Genomic DNA, 345 nt, shown 5'->3' on the forward strand with positions numbered 1-345 from the left:
GACCTTCTCCTACCGCCTGCGCGAAGGAGTGGCACAGAACATGAACGCCTGCTTCCTGATGCGGAAAATGGGGATTACCATCAGCTGATGGAAATGTCGGAGAAAGACACAGAGACATGCACTTGCTTGTGAAAACCCTTAGAAGCTGTTTTGAATTTATCGTGCGATGATTTGGGATGAGTTTTTGAGGCATTTTCGCTTCTGTGATGAGGAAGATAGCGGGCTATCTGACGAAGAACAGGAGCGAAAAGGACCAAAAAATCGCCCAAAGCACACACGAAAACGGATACATCAAGCCAAGAAAAACTTTTTGGAGAAATTCAAAACAGCTTCTTAATATATAGG

At 44.6% G+C, this 345-nt stretch carries 1 protein-coding gene; it reads right to left on the reverse strand.

Going from position 1 to position 345, the window contains the following annotated elements:
- A partial coding sequence (locus H6A60_RS14575; protein WP_205105253.1) for a hypothetical protein occupies positions 1-193 on the reverse strand: 193 nt, incomplete at its 3' end.
- Positions 194-345: the final 152 nt, after the last annotated feature.

This window comes from Sutterella massiliensis (assembly GCF_016899755.1).
GTDB lineage: Bacteria > Pseudomonadota > Gammaproteobacteria > Burkholderiales > Burkholderiaceae_F > Sutterella > Sutterella massiliensis.